The organism is Vibrio antiquarius, assembly GCF_000024825.1.
GTDB classification, from domain to species: domain Bacteria; phylum Pseudomonadota; class Gammaproteobacteria; order Enterobacterales; family Vibrionaceae; genus Vibrio; species Vibrio diabolicus.
In genome coordinates this window covers 967,871-986,192 of record NC_013456.1, presented here as the reverse complement: position 1 = coordinate 986,192, position 18,322 = coordinate 967,871, and the positions used below count along the sequence as shown (strand labels likewise).

17 protein-coding genes and 1 pseudogene are annotated in these 18,322 nt (G+C 45.8%); 4 read left to right on the top strand and 14 right to left on the bottom strand.

What is annotated here, in order from left to right:
• Window positions 1-4: 4 nt before the first annotated feature.
• Window positions 5-1,324, bottom strand: coding sequence for a 23S rRNA (uracil(1939)-C(5))-methyltransferase RlmD (gene rlmD / locus VEA_RS04755; RefSeq protein WP_006743312.1), 1,320 nt, complete (start codon window positions 1,322-1,324; stop codon window positions 5-7).
• A 192-nt stretch (window positions 1,325-1,516) separates the two neighbouring features.
• Between rlmD and barA the strand changes: the two genes are divergently transcribed.
• Complete coding sequence (barA, locus tag VEA_RS04750) at window positions 1,517-4,315, top strand: two-component sensor histidine kinase BarA (RefSeq protein ID WP_005393899.1); 2,799 nt, start codon at window positions 1,517-1,519, stop codon at window positions 4,313-4,315.
• Between the two features lie 69 nt (window positions 4,316-4,384).
• Here barA and acpS read toward each other — a convergent pair whose 3' ends face one another.
• From acpS to rpoE, 11 genes and pseudogenes are all read right to left on the bottom strand, one after another.
• Window positions 4,385-4,765 carry a holo-ACP synthase gene (acpS, locus tag VEA_RS04745; RefSeq protein ID WP_012841407.1) on the bottom strand — a complete coding sequence of 127 codons (381 nt, stop codon included), beginning with the start codon at window positions 4,763-4,765 and terminating at the stop codon, window positions 4,385-4,387.
• A 13-nt stretch (window positions 4,766-4,778) separates the two neighbouring features.
• The gene (gene pdxJ / locus VEA_RS04740) at window positions 4,779-5,510 is read right to left on the bottom strand and encodes a pyridoxine 5'-phosphate synthase (protein WP_006743311.1); all 732 of its coding nucleotides are present in this window, start codon (window positions 5,508-5,510) and stop codon (window positions 4,779-4,781) included.
• On the bottom strand, window positions 5,507-6,238 hold the full coding sequence (recO, locus tag VEA_RS04735; protein WP_006743310.1) for a DNA repair protein RecO: 732 nt from the start codon (window positions 6,236-6,238) through the stop codon (window positions 5,507-5,509). The genes pdxJ and recO overlap by 4 nt, the downstream gene beginning before the upstream one ends.
• Window positions 6,239-6,353: 115 nt before the next feature.
• Window positions 6,354-7,316 (bottom strand): GTPase Era, encoded by a 963-nt coding sequence (gene era / locus VEA_RS04730; RefSeq protein ID WP_006743309.1) that lies wholly within the window; start codon window positions 7,314-7,316, stop codon window positions 6,354-6,356.
• Complete coding sequence (gene rnc, locus VEA_RS04725) at window positions 7,309-7,986, bottom strand: ribonuclease III (protein ID WP_005393907.1); 678 nt, start codon at window positions 7,984-7,986, stop codon at window positions 7,309-7,311. The genes era and rnc overlap by 8 nt, the downstream gene beginning before the upstream one ends.
• Before the next feature lie 20 nt (window positions 7,987-8,006).
• Window positions 8,007-8,906 carry a signal peptidase I gene (lepB, locus tag VEA_RS04720; RefSeq protein WP_005380933.1) on the bottom strand — a complete coding sequence of 300 codons (900 nt, stop codon included), beginning with the start codon at window positions 8,904-8,906 and terminating at the stop codon, window positions 8,007-8,009.
• 104 nt (window positions 8,907-9,010) lie between these two features.
• A pseudogene (gene lepA / locus VEA_RS04715) lies at window positions 9,011-10,803 on the bottom strand (translation elongation factor 4).
• Between the two features lie 158 nt (window positions 10,804-10,961).
• Window positions 10,962-11,432 carry a SoxR reducing system RseC family protein gene (locus tag VEA_RS04710; protein WP_005384575.1) on the bottom strand — a complete coding sequence of 157 codons (471 nt, stop codon included), beginning with the start codon at window positions 11,430-11,432 and terminating at the stop codon, window positions 10,962-10,964.
• Complete coding sequence (gene rseB / locus VEA_RS04705) at window positions 11,429-12,394, bottom strand: sigma-E factor regulatory protein RseB (RefSeq protein ID WP_005393918.1); 966 nt, start codon at window positions 12,392-12,394, stop codon at window positions 11,429-11,431. The genes VEA_RS04710 and rseB overlap by 4 nt, the downstream gene beginning before the upstream one ends.
• Window positions 12,391-13,017, bottom strand: coding sequence for a sigma-E factor negative regulatory protein (locus VEA_RS04700; RefSeq protein WP_012841405.1), 627 nt, complete (start codon window positions 13,015-13,017; stop codon window positions 12,391-12,393). Before VEA_RS04700 ends, rseB begins: the two co-directional genes overlap by 4 nt.
• Before the next feature lie 26 nt (window positions 13,018-13,043).
• Entirely contained in the window at window positions 13,044-13,622 is a 579-nt protein-coding gene (gene rpoE, locus VEA_RS04695) for an RNA polymerase sigma factor RpoE (protein WP_005380946.1), read from the bottom strand.
• A gap of 553 nt (window positions 13,623-14,175) precedes the next feature.
• Between rpoE and nadB the strand changes: the two genes are divergently transcribed.
• Window positions 14,176-15,789 (top strand): L-aspartate oxidase, encoded by a 1,614-nt coding sequence (nadB, locus tag VEA_RS04690; RefSeq protein WP_041853018.1) that lies wholly within the window; start codon window positions 14,176-14,178, stop codon window positions 15,787-15,789.
• Window positions 15,790-15,811: 22 nt separating this feature from the next.
• Here the strand turns inward: nadB and VEA_RS24615 are convergent, their stop codons facing one another.
• Both VEA_RS24615 and VEA_RS04685 read right to left on the bottom strand, forming a co-directional pair.
• Window positions 15,812-16,294 carry a protein YgfX gene (locus tag VEA_RS24615; protein ID WP_326572934.1) on the bottom strand — a complete coding sequence of 161 codons (483 nt, stop codon included), beginning with the start codon at window positions 16,292-16,294 and terminating at the stop codon, window positions 15,812-15,814.
• Window positions 16,242-16,502, bottom strand: coding sequence for an FAD assembly factor SdhE (locus VEA_RS04685; protein ID WP_005393925.1), 261 nt, complete (start codon window positions 16,500-16,502; stop codon window positions 16,242-16,244). Before VEA_RS04685 ends, VEA_RS24615 begins: the two co-directional genes overlap by 53 nt.
• A gap of 189 nt (window positions 16,503-16,691) precedes the next feature.
• Here VEA_RS04685 and ygfZ point away from each other — a divergent pair, with 189 nt between their 5' ends.
• Together ygfZ and VEA_RS04675 are read left to right on the top strand one after the other, a co-directional pair.
• Window positions 16,692-17,660, top strand: a complete 969-nt coding sequence (gene ygfZ / locus VEA_RS04680; RefSeq protein WP_006743336.1) for a tRNA-modifying protein YgfZ — start codon at window positions 16,692-16,694, stop codon at window positions 17,658-17,660.
• Window positions 17,653-18,126 (top strand): aminoacyl-tRNA deacylase, encoded by a 474-nt coding sequence (locus VEA_RS04675; RefSeq protein WP_041853017.1) that lies wholly within the window; start codon window positions 17,653-17,655, stop codon window positions 18,124-18,126. Before ygfZ ends, VEA_RS04675 begins: the two co-directional genes overlap by 8 nt.
• Window positions 18,127-18,322: the final 196 nt, after the last annotated feature.

The window sequence follows — 18,322 nt, the reverse complement described above, 5'->3', positions numbered from 1 at the left end:
AAAGTTAGGACTTTTCAAACAATGCCATCGATTCTAGATGACTGGTATGAGGGAACATGTCCAGCATACCTAATTTAGTTAATTTATAGCCTTGCTCCATCAAGCTTTGGCTGTCCCTAGCAAGGGTAGCAGGATTACAAGAAACATAAACTACACGCTGTGCGCCAAGCTCAGAAACTTGATCGATGATCCCACTTGCCCCCGCGCGTGCTGGGTCTAACAGCACTTTATCAAACCGTTCTGCCGCCCAGACCTGCCCTTCAAAATCTTGCTCAAGGTTAGCGTGATAAAATTGCGCATTATTGATTTGGTTCAAGGATGCATTATTTGTAGCTTTTTCGACCATCTCTGCAACACCCTCGACCCCAACTACGTGCTTAGCTAACTTCGCAATCGGTAAACTGAAGTTGCCTACGCCGCAGAACAAATCTAACACTCGGTCACTCTTTTGCGGGTCTAACCACTCAACCGCTTGCTTGACCATTTTTTTGTTTACGGCTTGGTTCACTTGAATGAAATTATTTGGCGCAAAAGGAATTTTCACGCCAACCTCTTGATAAAAAGGCATATCACCTTCAACAAGGTTTAGCTGATCTGTTGCTGGCATTAAGTACAGCGATGCATGATGACGTTTTGCCAGCTCCGTTAGAGCGTTAGTTTCAACCGTTGTCAGAGCACTCAAGTGACGCAACGTAATACACGGCCCATTATCACCAAGAACCAGCTCTACATGGCCCAATTGCTCCGGCTTTTTAAACGCTTTTAGTGCTGAATAAATCTCTGGAAGCAGAACGTTCAGTTCCGGCGCCAGCACTGGGCAGTCGGTCACTTGCGCGATTTGCTTACTCTGCTTTTTACGGAAACCAAAATGTAGCTGACGTGTTTTTTTATCGACAAATAAGCTCACTCGCGCACGACGACGATAGGCCAGTGAATCCCCTAATAATGGCGCATCAAGCTCGATATCATTGCCTGAAAATTTTCGCATCAGCTGACGCAGTGTTTGCTGTTTGTACGTCAATTGTTGGTCATAATCTAGATGTTGCAAATCACAGCCACCACACTCGTGGTAATGCGGACAAAATGGCTCCACGCGAGTGTCACTCGGCTTGAGAATCTTAATCAGTTTACCGCGAGCAAATTTACTTTTTTCTTCCACTAATTGTGTGACGACTTCTTCTCCCGGCAATGCGCCATCAATAAACAGCGGTTTTTTCTTTAGGTAAGCAATACCTGCGCCGTGGTGATCTAAACGCTCCACTTGCACCGCTTGATGACGAGTATTGAGTTGGGTTTTCTTTTTCGGTTGAAAGATGCGTGCCATGCTCTATGCCTGATTTATGTCTAATTGCTCTTCGGCTTCACTATTCTTGATTGCAGCCGTTGTGTGATTCGAGTGACTTGATTATGCTTACCGTTTATTAGGTGACGTCACTTCTTTGCTCAACGCCTTATCGTGCGCTTGAGAAATAATGCGTTATTTTCCCATATCCAGACTCCGATGTAATTAGATAACATGACCAGATATGGCTTACGAGCACGTGTAATTACACTGACTCTCGCTCCCACTCTCATCATTGGTTTATTACTGAGCGGTTTTTTCTCTTTCAACCGCTACCAAGATCTTGAGAAACAAGTTATCACCACTGGTAACAGCATCATTGAGCCGTTAGCAATTGCCAGTGAAACTCATCTACTATCAGAAAGCCGAGAGGCGGTACGTCGCTTGATAAGCTACGCCCATCGCAAAAACTCTAAACTGGTTCGTAGTATCGCGGTGTTTGATGAACATCATGAGCTCTTCGTGACATCTAACTTTCACCCTAATTTCGAAGCCTTGATGTTCCCTAAAGATAAACCGATCCCGCAACTGGGCAATTCGGAAATCTACGAAAACTCACTGATATTGCGCGTACCTATTTTGTCCGAGGGTCACTATTTAGCTGAGCTGTCGAACGAAAGCCAAGGAACCAAAGCAATTGGTTATATTGCCGTTGAGTTAGATCTCTCCTCTTTAAGGCTGCAACAGTATCAAGAAGTTTTCTCTGCTTTTTTAGTTCTTATACTCGGTCTTGGCTTGGCAAGTGTGTTTGCTTCACGTCTGATGCACGATGTTACCCAGCCTATCACCCACATGAAGAATGTCGTTGACCGCATCCGCCGTGGTCACCTAGACGTGCGTATCGAAGGTAAAATGCATGGTGAGTTAGACCAACTGAAAAACGGTATTAACGCCATGGCGGTATCTCTATCGGAATATCACGTGGAGATGCAGCACAGTATAGACCAAGCTACATCAGACTTGCGTGAAACGCTTGAGCAGCTAGAGATTCAGAACGTTGAGTTAGATATCGCGAAGAAACGTGCGCAAGAAGCGGCCAGGGTTAAATCTGAGTTCTTGGCGAACATGTCGCACGAACTGCGTACTCCGCTCAATGGGGTTATTGGCTTTACTCGTCAAATGCTTAAAACGCAGCTTTCTAACAGCCAAACTGATTACCTACAGACGATTGAGAAATCGGCGAACAATCTACTGAACATCATCAATGACATTCTCGACTTCTCGAAACTTGAGGCGGGTAAGCTGGCGCTGGAAAACATTCCGTTTGATTTCCGAGAAAGTTTAGAAGAAGTGATTAACCTACAAGCCACAAGTGCACATGAGAAAGGGTTAGAAATCACCCTAAAAGTGGACCCTAAAATTCCACCGGGTTTAGTTGGGGACCCACTACGTATCCAGCAAATTTTGACGAACTTAGTCGGTAACTCAATCAAGTTTACCGAGCGAGGCAACATTGATGTTAGCGTTGAAATGCGCTCTCAATCAGGGGACTCCGTCGAACTGCAATTCATGGTGCGTGATACCGGCATTGGTATTTCTGAACGTCAGCAAGCGCAATTATTCCAAGCATTTAGCCAAGCGGATGCCAGCATTTCACGTCGCTACGGCGGCACTGGGTTAGGTTTGGTTATCACGCAGAAATTGGTAAGCCAGATGGGTGGCGAGATCAGCTTAACCAGCCGCCTACACCAAGGTTCGACGTTCTGGTTTACGGTGCGCTTGCACTCAACCGAAATGCCGATGAGCGAACTGATTGAAGTGGAACTTCTGACTGGCAAACAGTTGCTATTGATTGAACCAAACATGCAAGCCGCATCCGTAACCCAACAGATTCTAAGTCAAGAAGGTATCTTAGTAACCTACCGCTCTTCGCTACCGAAAAACGAAGAACAATATGACTATGTATTACTGAATTTAGCGGCAAATCAAACGCATGATGCAGACGTCATTACACCTTGGATAGAACAAGCGAAACGCATGGCTCCGAGTGTGATCCTAGGGACGCCGAGTACCGAACTGGCACTTGCCGACCAAATTATGACAGAGCATCACGTCCAATGCCTGACGAAGCCGTTGTCTCGCCGTAAACTGCTACAAAGCCTAATTAGCGAACATGTCGAATCACCACCAACATTGAGTGCTCCAATTACGCCAAGCGAAGGGGAGCGTTTACCTCTGACGGTGTTAGCGGTGGATGATAACCCAGCGAACTTGAAGCTGATTTCCGCTCTGCTCCGCGAACGAGTAGAAACCGTCACCGCCTGTAGCAATGGCCAGCAAGCGGTGAACCTGGCGACGGAGAAAAAGTACGACTTAATCTTCATGGATATCCAAATGCCGCAAATGGATGGTGTGACCGCTTGTCAGCACATTAAAGAGTTGGAGTTAAACAAAGATACGCCAGTGATTGCGGTAACGGCGCATGCCATGGCGGGAGAAAGAGACCGCTTGCTCTCGGCTGGAATGGATGATTACTTAACCAAACCTATTGAAGAGCATGTGCTACAACAGGTTTTGGTTCACTGGAACCCAAATGCTTGTACTGAGAGCATTGGCAAAGTCGCCCCTTCATACGTTGATGAGCCTGAAGGGAGCGCACCACAATCCGTTTCTTCGCCTCAGCAGGATGTGATTATTGATTGGCAAGCTGCCTTAAAACAGAGCGCGAATAAAGAGGATCTAGCCAAAGACATGCTGCGCATGTTGATTGAGTTCATCCCTGAAGTAGAAGCAGTCGTTGACCAAGCTCTGGAGCAAGAAGATATCTCCCGTGATGACCTAATTCATGTCATCCATAAGCTGCACGGCAGTAGCTCATATTGCGGAGTGCCTAGGCTGAAATCACTCTGTGCGACGCTTGAGCAAGCACTGCGCTCAGGGATCAGTCTTGAGGAGGTTGAGCCTGAAATGTTCGAGCTGCAAGATGAAATGATTAAAGTCACAACGACTGCAAAATTATACCTTGAACAGTAATCTGCTCGAGAGACAAGAAAGCCAGAGCATCTGCTCTGGCTTTTTAGTATTTTGTTTAAGACTTACAAGCTAGGATTCAAAAATGACCGTCGCCACAGCGTAATGACGCTCATCGGAAATGGACAGGTGAATGTGGTTAACGCCCATCGCATCCGCTATTTGCTTTGCTGTGCCCGTCAATGCGAGCACTGGCTTTCCAAGCGCATCGTTCGAGATGGAAAAATCGTGAAACGTGACCCCTTTTGCGATCCCTGTCCCCAATGCTTTTGAGGCCGCTTCTTTGACCGCAAAGCGCTTAGCAAGATAACGGCCTTGCAGCTTAAGCTGTGAAAATTTAGCCATTTCTTCTTCTGAAAGAATACGCTGAGCAAAAGGCTCACCACTACGAGCTAACGCTTTTTCAATACGCTCAATTTCTGCAATGTCGGTCCCTAACCCTATAATCGCCATCTAGATAGCCCTATTACTGGCGTGCCTCAATCATCAGTGCTTTCATGTCCGCAACCGCTTTATTCAAACCATCAAATACCGCGCGACCAATGATTGAGTGACCAATGTTGAGTTCGTAAATTTCTGGTAATGCAGCAATTGGCGCGACATTGTGATAAGTCAGGCCATGCCCGGCATTAACAATAATACCTAGGTCATGAGCATAACTCGCACCAGCGGCAATCTTCTTCAGTTCAGCTTGTTGTTCGTCTTCTGTCGTCGCATCAGCATAATGACCCGTGTGTAGCTCAATAAACGGAGCACCACACTTTTTCGCAGCTTCAATCTGTTGACGGTCAGCATCAATAAAGAGTGAAACTTTAATGCCTGCATCTGTCAGCTTTTTCGTCGCAGCTTTAATTTTTTCAAGCTGCCCTACTACATCTAAGCCACCTTCCGTCGTCAGTTCTTCACGCTTTTCAGGCACTAAACACACAAACTCTGGTTGAGTTTGCAGCGCAATCTCAACCATTTCGTCAGTCACTGCCATCTCTAGATTCATACGCGTTTGAATGGTTTCACGCAGAATACGTACATCACGGTCCAAAATATGGCGACGGTCTTCACGTAAGTGAATTGTGATACCATCCGCGCCTGCACGCTCAGCAATTTCTGCAGCGTGAACAGGATCAGGGTATTTTGTACCACGTGCATTACGTAGAGTGGCAATATGGTCGATATTGACGCCTAAATAAATTGAGCTCATTTTCCGTTACTCCGTGCTCTGGGGGTCTGAATGAAAAATTCACGACTTTTTAAAGGTTTGCCGCCAAGATACGGCTTTAAGGCTATACGTGTAAAGCGTTTTGCCGCTTTTAGCTGCTCTTTAGTGACGAACCGCCGCTCACTGATAGCAATCAGCTCATTCCCTAAAAACGTAAGGTTATCGCGCCTAACCGAAGCTATGAAGCCTTTTTGTTCCCGGTAACGATACGTCATCTCTGGGTCGACGGGCTCGCCAGTACCTGCACAGTGCAAGAAATCCACGCCATACCCCATAGAAGAGAGCAATGCTAACTCAAAACGACGCAGTGCTGGCTCAGGGTTCTCGTTGTGTGCCAACTCTGTTAACGCATGCAAATAATCATGAAATAGCGCTGGCATTGGCACTTCAGCCATCAAGATACGGCCAATCAGTTCATTGACGTACATGGCTGAGTAGAGATTAATGCCCGTTAACGGTAAGCCTAGGCTTATCGGCTCAGCTTGACGCAAAGTCTTCATTGAACCTTTTCCCGACCATTTAAGTAACAGCGGAGTAAAAGGTTGCAATGCGCCTTTTAAGTTCGAACGCTTACTGCGCGCGCCTTTGGCCATTAAAGTCATTCGGCCATATTCCTCACTAAATACATCAAGGATTAAGCTCGATTCACTGTAAGGGCGGCGATGTAAAACAAAACAGCGCTGTAAACCTTCGGAAGACAGATTACTCATCTAAGTCATTGTGCCTAAAAAGTGTGAAATAAAAAATAAGGAGCCGAGCGGCTCCTTATTTTAATCGATACTGAGTTTTCATCGATGTTGGAGCGAAGCATCTTCGCAGCCAAGATTATAAGTCGTCGATATAGCCCAACGAGCGCAGTGCTCGTTCATCGTCAGCCCAGCCAGATTTCACTTTTACCCAGGTTTCTAGGTAAACCTTACGACCGAACAACTCTTCCATATCTAAACGCGCTTCACGACCAATGGTCTTGATCTTCTCGCCACCTTTACCAATCACCATTTTCTTCTGGCCATTACGCTCAACAAGAATCAAGGCATTGATGTGGAAACCGTCGGTTTCTGGGTTGTAATCAAAACGTTCAATCTCGACCGTTACCGAGTATGGCAATTCTTCACCCGTGAAACGCATTAACTTTTCACGCACAATTTCAGATGCCATAAAGCGCTGGGAGCGATCAGTCACGTATTCTTCTGGGAAGTGGTGCGTTGCTTTAGGTAAGTGATTACGCACGTGCTTACGCAGTACATCAATGTTCTTCCCTTGCTTCGCAGAGATTGGCACAACGTCCACGAAGTCCATCTTCTTAGACATCTCAGCCATGTGTAGCATCACCTCGTTACGATCTTGCACGTTGTCGACTTTATTGACACAAAGCACAACTGGGAAGTTCGATTTTTGAAGCTTAGTTAGCACCATCTCATCGTCTTTGGTCCAATGCGTACCATCGACTAAGAAGAACACTAGGTTTACATCACTTAGAGATGAGTTAGCCGCACGGTTCATCAGGCGGTTAATCGCACGCTTTTCTTCAATGTGAAGTCCTGGCGTGTCGACGTAAATCGCTTGGTAATCGCCATCCGTGTCCACACCCATAATGCGGTGGCGTGTTGTTTGCGGCTTACGTGAGGTGATCGAAATCTTCTGACCCAAGATTTTGTTCAGAAGTGTCGACTTACCTACGTTTGGGCGACCAACAATAGCAATGAAGCCACAGTGCTGGTTTTCTGGCGAGCTTGGCTCACCTTGTGATGCGAAAAACGCATCGATATCGAATTCGTTATCAGCCATTTGTTAATTGCTCAAGTGCTGTTTCAGCAGCCGCTTGTTCTGCCTTGCGGCGGCTGGTGCCTTTCCCGATTACAGGCTTGTCCACACCTGCTACTTCACACTCAACCGTAAACTCTTGGTTGTGCGCTTCACCTTTAATATTAGTCACTGTGTACACAGGCAGCGGTTTTCTTCTGCCTTGTAGGAACTCTTGTAGGCGAGTTTTCGGATCTTTTTGTGAGACGCCAGGTTTAATGGCTTCAAGGCGTGAGTTGTACCAACTCAATACAATGCCTCGCACGACTTCAAGATCGCTGTCTAGGTAAATTGCGCCAATAATGGCTTCAACCGCATCGGCTAAAATAGAGTCTCGGCGGAAACCGCCACTCTTCAATTCACCTGGACCTAATTTTAAATAATCTCCTAGATCGAATTCACGACCCAGTTCCGCCAATGTATGTCCGCGAACCAAAGTAGCACGCATACGGCTCATGTCACCCTCGTTCACTTTCGGGAAACGATGGTACAGATCATCAGCGATGACAAAACTTAAAATTGAATCGCCCAGAAACTCAAGACGTTCATTATGCTTACTGTTGGCGCTGCGGTGAGTCAGCGCCAAGTTGATAAGCCCGGCATCTTGAAACTGGTAGCCGAGCTTTCTCTCTAGTTTATCAATTGGAGAATTCATACTCTCTCGATATAAAATGGTTAGTGAATACCACCGATGCGGTTAAAACGCACACCAGTTGGAATCCATGAAGGTAGAACGCTATCTGCGCCACGATCAAACTCGAAGCTGATCCAAATGGCGACAGCTTTGCCGACTAAGTTTGCTTCAGGAACGAAGCCCCAGTAACGGCTGTCAGCACTGTTGTCACGGTTATCACCCATCACAAAGTACTGACCTTGTGGTACAACCCACTCTGTCGTGCCGCTACGTGGGAAGTATTGCTCCACACGGTTACGAACAAGAGGGTTAACCAAAATATTGTGCTCCACGTTACCCAATTTTTCATCCAGTTGGATCATTGGAATACCGTTCGAGCTAAACTGACTTTCTTCAACATTGCTCAGTTTAACTGGTTTACACGCCGATTCGCCTTGGCTTTGCACGCAAAGCTGCTTATCACTTGAATAACGCACGATATCACCAGGCAAACCAACAACACGCTTAATGTAATCCACACTTGGTTGTGGCGGGTATTTGAATACCACGATATCACCACGCTCAGGTTTACCTGTTTCAACTAACTGCGTGCGCCATACCGGATCTTTCAAGCCATAGGCGTATTTTTCTACCAAGATAAAGTCACCCACCAACAAAGTCGGCATCATTGAGCCTGATGGGATTTGAAATGGTTCGTAGATAAAAGAACGTAATACTAAAACGAACGCAATCACAGGAAAAATTGAGACGCTATTTTCAACCCACCAAGGCTGACGCTCAACTTTTTGCAAAGTCACTGCATCCAAACCATTAGACGTCTGAGCTTGAATCTCAGCCAGTTTTTCCTGACGCTTTTTCGCGAAAACCAGCTTTTCCAGTAGCCAAACTACGCCAGTTACCAAAGTCGCAATAACCAACATCAGTGAGAATGTATTCGCCATTAAATTCCCTTATCTAAAAATACGAAAGTGAAAGAGCCGAAACCCTTTCACTTATTTTAATATCTAACGTCTTAAGACCGACAAGTGTGAGACAAAGTTCAACTTTAGTCTTTACCTACGTGAAGGATGGCTAGGAACGCTTCTTGAGGCAGCTCAACGTTACCGATCTGCTTCATGCGCTTCTTACCTTCTTTCTGTTTCTTCAGAAGTTTCTTCTTACGACTTACGTCACCGCCGTAACATTTCGCGATTACGTTCTTACGCAGCTGTTTTACAGTTGAACGTGCGATAATGTGGTTACCAATCGCTGCTTGGATTGCGATATCAAACATTTGGCGAGGGATAAATTCTTTCATCTTCTCTACCAGCTGACGACCGCGAGTCTGAGACTGGTCTTTGTGTGTGATCATCGCCAATGCATCAACGGTGTCACCGTTCAGAAGAACGTCTACACGTACCATATTCGAAGCTTCAAAACGCTGGAAGTTGTAATCCAAAGACGCATAACCACGAGATGTCGATTTCAGACGGTCGAAGAAATCCAGTACCACTTCTGCCATTGGAATATCGTAAGTCACGGCAACCTGGTTACCGTGGTAAACCATATCGACCTGAGTACCACGCTTTTCAACACACAGCGTGATCACGTTACCTAGGTACTCTGAAGGTACCAGGATATTACAACGAGCGATCGGTTCACGAATTTCTTCAATATCATTGATCGCTGGTAGTTTGGCAGGGCTATCAACGTACAGCAGTTCACCATCGGTCTTTTCAACTTCGTAAACTACCGTTGGTGCCGTGGTGATAAGATCTAAGTCGTATTCACGCTCTAGACGCTCTTGGATAATTTCCATGTGCAGCATGCCAAGGAAACCACAACGGAAACCAAAGCCAAGTGCCGCTGAGTTTTCTGGCTCGTAGAATAGCGATGCGTCGTTTAGGCTTAATTTGCCCAGCGCATCACGGAAGTTCTCGTAATCGTCAGAAGATACCGGGAACAGACCTGCGTAAACCTGAGGTTTTACTTTCTTAAAGCCTGGTAGCGGTTTTTCACAGCCATTCTTAGCCATAGTCAGCGTATCACCAACTGGTGCACCAAGGATGTCTTTAATACCACAAACCACCCAACCTACTTCACCAGTACGAAGGATATCGGTATCTACTTGTTTTGGCGTAAAAATACCAAGACGGTCTACACCCCAAACTTGACCCGTGCTCATCACTTTGATCTTGTCGTTCTTCTTCAGTTCGCCGTTTTTAATACGAACTAGAGAAACAACGCCAAGATAGTTATCAAACCATGAGTCAATGATCAGCGCTTGTAATGGCGCATCTGGGTCACCTTCCGGTGCTGGAATCGCTGATACGATGTTCTCTAGAACGTCATCAACACCGATGCCTGTCTTCGCAGAACAGCGGGTTGCTTCCATTGCATCGATACCAACGATTTCTTCAATTTCTTCTGCCACGCGCTCAGGATCGGCTGCTGGTAGGTCAATCTTGTTCAAGATTGGCACAACCTCTAGATCCATCTCAATCGCGGTGTAACAGTTAGCCAGTGTTTGAGCTTCAACACCTTGACCCGCATCTACAACCAATAGCGCACCTTCACAAGCCGCTAGAGAACGTGATACTTCATATGCAAAGTCAACGTGCCCCGGAGTATCGATGAAGTTCAGCTGATACGTTTCACCGTTTTTAGCGGTGTAGTTTAGCGTCACACTCTGAGATTTAATGGTGATACCACGCTCACGTTCAAGATCCATAGAATCCAGAACCTGTGCGGCCATTTCACGATCGGTTAACCCGCCACAAACTTGGATTAGACGGTCTGATAGGGTCGACTACCATGGTCGATGTGGGCGATAATCGAAAAGTTACGAATGTGCTTCATAGATTTAGGGTGACTAACTCTTTACAAATAGGGACAGTAAGAAACGCCATCTACTGACGGCATTTCAATCAAGTTGGCAGATTCTACCGAATTTCGTTAACGGGCGCACGTAATTTAAAGTACATACCCCAATAACCTTTAGTGGAGGGGGACAACACTTACTGGATTGGCTCTCCAAGTACCCGAACGAGGGTAACTTGGCGCTTGGATTCATCCTCTAACGGACGAGAAACACGTTTTGCGATCCACATTCCACCAGCTGCAAATAGTACTGATGCCAATATGATGATACCTTCCCCGCCCGCGGTCAGCGGCGCTAATAGGAAGTGACCAAACATCGCACCGATAATCAAACCAAACAACGGCAGTAAATAAACCGCCATTGCTGATTTTATCAGGCTCGACTCAGGAAAGCCTATCTCGACGACTTGACCTATCTTCACTGATTTATCCGTGCGCAGGTGCCAAGATAAACTCTTGTTACCAATGGCTTTAGTCACAACGCCCGTTCCACAGCTTTTCTGTGAAGAGCAACTACTGCAACTGGTCTGCTGTTCGCAGCTTAAATCAATTTCGTATTGTTTACCGCGACGATGTACGTCTGTCACAGTAGCCAACGCGGTCATCATTGTTGTTTACTCTTTGTTACATTAAATGTGACAGATTGGGCGATACGTTGTGCTGTGGTCGGCGGAATGTCTCCTACAACGGAGATTTCATGTTGACCGCTCACAAAACTGTGTAGCGTTCTTCTGCCTTGGCGAACCAACTGCCCTTTTAACGAATGCTCATCTTTGTTTGCTACGTAAACAGAGAAGCTAAACAGACCGTCAGAGTACAGCTGACTCTCCACCATTTGATTAGTAACAGCCATACGATAACGGTTGAGCTCGTTCGGTTCGAAACCTTCAGGGATCCAACCTACCTGCCAATTGCTGGTTCCAATATCGCCTTTTGGCATGGTGAGAACAGCTGGTAATTGAACATCTTGTAGGCCACTCATTAACTCTGCGATTTTTGGATTCACCGTGTAAGAAATAGTGCGATATTGTTCAAGCATCTCACCATCACGGTCCACAAGGTCGGCACGTAACGGCAATTTACTCTTTTCATCGATCCATAGTACGTATGAATAGCGCAGACCGTCTTTAGGGACGACACGCAGCACTTGTGTTGCTACACCTGCTTCACGAGCTCTACCCACTTTTACATAGTCGTAATACAAGTTTAGCTCATCGATATTGGTGTTGAGCATAGGCATGGTCGGAGCGACCATTTTACCTGACTCGATGGTGAATGGTTCTAAACCCGTTTCGATATAGCTTACTTCTGTGCCGCGACGAATCACTTCGCGCACAGGGCCACTTAAATAAACAAGATGAGCATATTGATCGTCACCATGCGTGGCATGACGATACAGCAACGGCTCAATGCTGTTCTTTTTGATAAGGATATAAGAGAGTTCGTAACTTAAATTCTTACTCGCCTCGCTCATTTGATGCAATAAAGCCTCCGCTGGCTTATCACCAGCAAAGGCTTGAGAAGACATCATACTGAACAGAGCGCAAGCGCTGATCAGAAATTTTTTCATTCAATATCCGGATTCAGATTTGCATCTTGTTGAGATGCATCACTGTTAATTCGTAACTGCAATTCGTAGTCTCGCAGCATAGCATGAACACGCTTACGTTGCTCTTGCATATTTGCTTCACCTACAGAACGCTCAACAGACTCACGAGTTAAACTCACAGGCTCTGCGCTGCCAGCAAACGGAACTGTCTGCAACACAGGTAATTGATCTGTTTGCGGCGACATTGAATCGCTACCACCGTACTGCTGTACACCTAAAATAACGACAAGCGATACACATGCAGCAACAGCAACTTGACCAAACTGTGTCAACCAACCTGGCAACTGACGTTTTGCTTTTTGCGGTTCTGGTTGCGACTCTTTTGGCGTATCAGCGATTGAGATAACATTTGCACTGTGCGCATCAAACGCACGGTGTGCAGGTTCATCTTCTAACGCTAACGCCACGCTTTCAGCAATATTCCACTCAGGTTTTGCTGGCGCTTCGCCTCGCATCACATCACCTATCAGGTGATAGTTCTGCCAAGCATCACGGCTCTCTTGGTCTTGCTCTAACTCTTGAATTAAAGCCTTATCGACCAATTCTCCATCCATGAGAGCTGAAAGTTTTTCTTTGTCAGCCATTATTTTCACCATAGTTATTACTTGTACTAGCGTTGCAAAAGAGGTCTGATTTTCTTTTCCACCGCCTCACGAGCACGGAAGATACGCGATCGTACCGTTCCTACCGGGCAATCCATCACTTCTGCAATTTCTTCATAACTCAAGCCATCGAGCTCTCGTAATGTCATTGCGGTTTTTAAATCTTCAGGTAAAGCTTCGATTGCACTGAACACCACCCGTTGCAATTCTTTGGACAACGTTAAGTTCTCAGGGTTCGATATTTCTTTAAGTGCACTACCTGTTTCGTAAAATTCAGCATCTTCAGCATCGACATCTGTCGCTGGAGGTCTACGCCCTTGAGCAACAATGTGATTTTTCGCAGTATTCACTGCAATGCGATACAGCCACGTATAAAACGCACTCTCCCCACGAAAGCTGGGAATAGCTCGGTAAGCTTTAATAAACGCTTCTTGTGCTACATCTGGTACATCGCCAGGATTACTAACGTATCTGGAAATAAGATTACATACCTTGTTCTGGTACTTCGTTACCAGCAGGTTGAATGCTTGCTTATCGCCATTCTGAACTCGCTCAATCAATACTTGATCGGTCAGCTGCTCGTTCATTCGAGCGGATACTCCTATTTGTTATGCCCCTACTCTTCTCAGATATGGGTACTAATTATGCAAAACGTAGTATTGACACCACTGCTTACTTGAGCACTATTGTGACCCTAACGTGAATGAGAAAGTTCCATGGTTTCTCAAGTTTTTTGTCATTGTTTTTTCACAGTGTGATGTCTATACCCAAATGACCACCGTTGCCTGACTTTAGTCTAAGTTTGACAAGCGAGCATCTTGAGGGGAATTGGGTATAATGAATGATCTCTGTCCCAGATTGTGCTGGGTCGAGCATGGAAAAGCAATGGCATTGACAAACTATTACTTTTCATTTGCATGGCTAATGGCTATCTGAACACCGCGTTACAAATATAACTTAGGAAGCATGCTCATGCTCTGCATGAAAAAGAAGAGTGGCTCAGTCACCGCAGTAACACGGATGTCGATAGGTCTCCCAACTTAGCCCTTAGCGACAGGTGTCGCGATAATGGAATGCACATGGTGTGCAAATAATACACAAGGTGACTTTGTTACCTTAGCTTGGGATTATAAAAGTTATATGAACACAAATCGTGAACATGAGTGTGATGTGTTAGTGGTAGGGAGTGGCGCGGCTGGTTTGTCGTTGGCTTTGCGCGTTGCTAACCACTGTAAAGTGATGGTGCTGAGTAAAGGGCCACGCAGCGAAGGGGCGACCTATTATGCCCAGGGTGGTATTGCTGCTGTATTTGATGAGTCAGACACCATTGAGTCACACGTTGAAGATACACAAATCGCCGGCGATGGTATTTGTGACGAAGATACTGTGAGGTTCATTGCTGAACATTCAAAAGAGTGCGTACAGTGGTTGATCGACGGTGGTGTCCCATTTGATCGTGAAGAGGATGACTCTGACGATGAGCCTCGTTACCACTTAACTCGTGAAGGTGGCCATAGCCGTCGTCGTATTCTTCACGCGGCAGATGCAACAGGTATGGCGATGCAAACCTCTCTGCAAGATAACGCTCACAACCATCCAAATATTCATGTTCTCGAACGTCACAATGCGCTGGACTTAATCACCGAAGACAAAATTGGCGGTGATAAAAACAAAGTTATCGGTGCTTATATTTGGAACCGCAACGAAGAGCATGTCGAAACCGTGCGGGCCAAATTTGTGGTTCTCGCTACAGGTGGCGCTTCAAAAGTTTATCAATACACCTCTAACCCAGATGTTTCGTCTGGTGATGGTATTGCCATTGCTTGGCGTGCAGGGTGCCGTGTGGCAAATATGGAGTTTAACCAGTTCCACCCGACGTGTTTATATCACCCAGAAGCACGTAACTTCTTGTTGACTGAAGCGTTACGTGGCGAAGGTGCTTACCTGCGTCGTCCCGATGGTTCTCGCTTTATGCCAGATTTCGATGAGCGTAAAGAGCTTGCTCCGCGTGACGTCGTGGCTCGTGCTATCGACTTCGAAATGAAGCGTTTGGGTGCCGACTGTATGTACCTCGACATCAGTCACAAACCTGCGGACTTTATTACGAAACACTTCCCAACCATTTACTCACGCTTGATGGACTTGGGCATTGATATGACCAAAGAGCCAATCCCAATCGTACCTGCTGCGCACTACACTTGTGGCGGTGTCATGGTGGATAGAAATGGCTGCACCGATCTTAAAAACTTGTATGCGATTGGCGAAGTCAGCTATACAGGGCTGCATGGGGCTAACCGCATGGCATCAAATTCACTTCTCGAATGCGTGGTTTATGCTTGGTCTGCGGCGAAAGATATTCTAAAACATCACACTAACGTGGAGCTTCCTTCACAGGTGCCATGTTGGGATGAAAGTAAAGTGACCAACAGTGATGAAGAAGTGATCATTCAGCACAACTGGCACGAGCTTCGTCTGTTTATGTGGGACTACATGGGCATTGTACGAACTGACAAGCGTTTAGAACGCGCCTTGCGCCGTATCCAACTGTTGCAACAAGAAACGCATGAGTACTACAGCAATTTCCGTGTCTCGAACAACTTATTAGAACTGCGTAACCTTTTACAGGTAGCAGAGCTGATGGTTCGTTGTGCGATGCAGCGTAAAGAGAGTCGAGGTTTGCACTACACGCTTGATTATCCGAACCAACTGGAAAACAGCGGACCAACGATTTTGGTTCCAGCTAAACAGCTTTAATTCGACAAAATAAACTATTACATCAACAGGGAGCATTGGCTCCCTGTTTCATTTCCCACTGGCGTAATACCAAAGATAATTGACGGTAATGCTGATCGTCACAGCTATCACGCCAAATCATGACGCTACGGCCAGACTGCAATCGAAATGTTATCTTGAATGGCAATGTCGATGTATCGACTCGTTGTAACTGATCCTTTTCAGACTCAAGAGCCGCCGAACATTCACTATACTCAAGGGCCTCAAACCTAACCGAGCCATCGCAATGCACATACCAATAACCCTGACTTGTCGGTTTAACAAAGCCTTGGCTCAGTAGTGCCTTAACAATCATTAATAACAAATAAATCGATAATACGAGAGGGATGCTAGAGAGGGTAACGGCCCAAGTCATCAGTAAGAAAAGTATTACATTGAGAACTCGGGCAGTCAGAGAGGGAGAAGCGGTAAAATTAACGAACTTTGCTGAGGTTATGGGCGACAATTTTATCAACCATTGCAGCATGACCTAAGTTTTCGCTGCGGCCATGCCCCATTATCCAAGTAAACAGATCAGGATCATCGCATTCAAGTAAAGAAACAAAGTCACGCTGCTCTTGTTCACTCAGAGTATCAAAGCACTCTTCAAAAAACGGCATAATTACTACGTCAAGCTCAAGCATGCCTCGACGACAAGCCCATTTAATACGCGCTTTTTCTTCCGGAGTGTACATTCACTATTCCTTCATAGATGTCTTGTTGTTAGTGCGGAGTGTAACAAGGGATGTGCTACGTCACTAGTGTGCGGGTCACAATACGATAGTGAAAGCAGACAAATGTTGATTCGTAAATCGCTCCCCTAGTATCTCAAGGTTATTTGGGTATAACATAGCGGAAAAATATCTTCAAAAGGCATTGTAATTATGGAATGGCAAACTCGTTTTTCAGCACTACCTCTCTCAACTCAAGACGCACTTCCAGAGTTATCTATCTCGCTGCTGGACAATTTCGGCATGATCACCATGGTCGGTGACGATAAAAAATCATACTTACAAGGTCAGGTTACCTGCGATGTCGTTTCTTTAGAACAAGACCAATCAACGTTAGGCGCACATTGTGATGCGAAAGGTAAAGTGTGGAGTGTGTTCCGCCTTTTCCATCACCACGATGGCTACGGCATGGTCCAACCAAAATCGGCGATTGACGTAGAACTTAGCGAAATAAAAAAATACGCCATTTTCTCTAAAGTAACGATTGAAGCTTCTGATGAAGTTATCTTAGGTGTTGCCGGCGTCAAAGCCGACGAGCTTATTTCTTCAATGAGCAAAACGACTGGCAGCGTTCGCCCTGTTGAAGGCGGCACCGCGGTACAAGTTTCACAAAGCCGCTGGCTACTGATATTAAGTGCGTCAGCTGCGCAACAATTCATTGAAAATACAGATGCTGCCCTTACGACAAATGAGCTTTGGAATCGTTTCGACATTGAAGCTGGTTTACCATTTGTCTCTGCATCCGCGCAGAATGCTCACATTCCACAAGCACTCAACGTGCAAGCTTTAGGAGGCATTAGCTTCACAAAGGGCTGCTACACAGGACAAGAAACGGTAGCACGAGCTAAGTATCGCGGTACAAATAAACGTGCGATGTACATCGTAAAAGGGGCAACTTCTGCTCCATTCAGTGACGAGCCAATTGAGCTCGAACGCAGCGTGGGTGAAAACTGGCGTTCAGTGGGTGCTTTATTAAACCACTACCAGTTCAGCGACAATCAAGCGATTGGCCTGATCGTACTGCCCAATAATCTCGATGAAGACACTCGTCTTCGTTTGGTTGCTCAACCAGAATGTGAGTGGACAATCGAATCACTGCCTTACAGTCTTGATGATGAGTAATACAATCAATACTCCTTTGATGCAATTTCTCACAGACCAACACATTCCGTTTCGTCTGTTACCGCATCAAAGACCAGCAACCACTATTGAGGATGCCGCTCAACAACGCGGCATTCGCCCTTCTCAAATGGTGAAAGCAATCTTGCTACGAGACATGGGTAATCAATATGCTCTCGCCTGTGCGCCTGGTGATCGTAGTGTCGATCCCAAAAAAGTGCGCTCATTACTGCAATGCCGCCGGATGACTTGCGTTGATCAAGCCGACGTTGAGGCCATCACGGGTTACAAAATTGGTACTGTCACTCCACTATTACTCAAACGACACATTCCGATCGTGTTCGATCCTAGCTTACTAGAAGAACAGGAAGTCACGATCAGCAGTGGCGATCGCATGGCTGGACTGGCGCTTTCTATCCAAGATCTTATCCAATTGTGTCAGCCGACCGTAGCTGAGATCTGTCGTTAATCGTCTAAAAATAATGTAATAACACGTAGTGTTTCTATCATCACGTGATCTCGCTCATATCTATAAAAATAGACGAGAGAATTTTTAATCACATATAAAACATAAATAGTCACAAAGATAAAACTCGTATATGCTGAATTTGTTGGTTAAGTTTCAAACAAGCACTTAACCAGCATAAAGTGAATCAGCTGACTGA